This window comes from Dellaglioa sp. CoH-57-MRSF-21, from assembly GCF_056781915.1.
Genome location: NZ_JBXAXU010000249.1, coordinates 1 through 240 on the forward strand (window position 1 = coordinate 1; position 240 = coordinate 240).

Annotated in this window: 1 protein-coding gene; it reads left to right on the forward strand. The window is 61.7% G+C overall.

Translation table 11 applies throughout. From position 1 onward, the window contains the following. On the forward strand, positions 1 to 240 hold a 240-nt coding region (locus AC1RPQ_RS08665), incomplete at both ends, for a hypothetical protein (protein ID WP_481762378.1).

Sequence of the window (240 nt, forward strand, 5' to 3'; positions counted from 1 at the left end):
GACCAACCAGGGAAAGATCACCTGGTTGACGCCCTCCCACTTCCCGGAGGTCAAGGACATTGCCGCGGGCAAGACCGTTGCCAACTGCGGCATCGACACCCGCATCCTCCAAGTGATCACGATCGCCAGCAACACCTTCCCCTCGATCGGGATCTCCGATATCAACCGCAGATGCACCAACCAGATCGAGGGTGCGGGCAGCGAATCAGCTCACTACGTCAACGGCGGCGGCCACGCGGT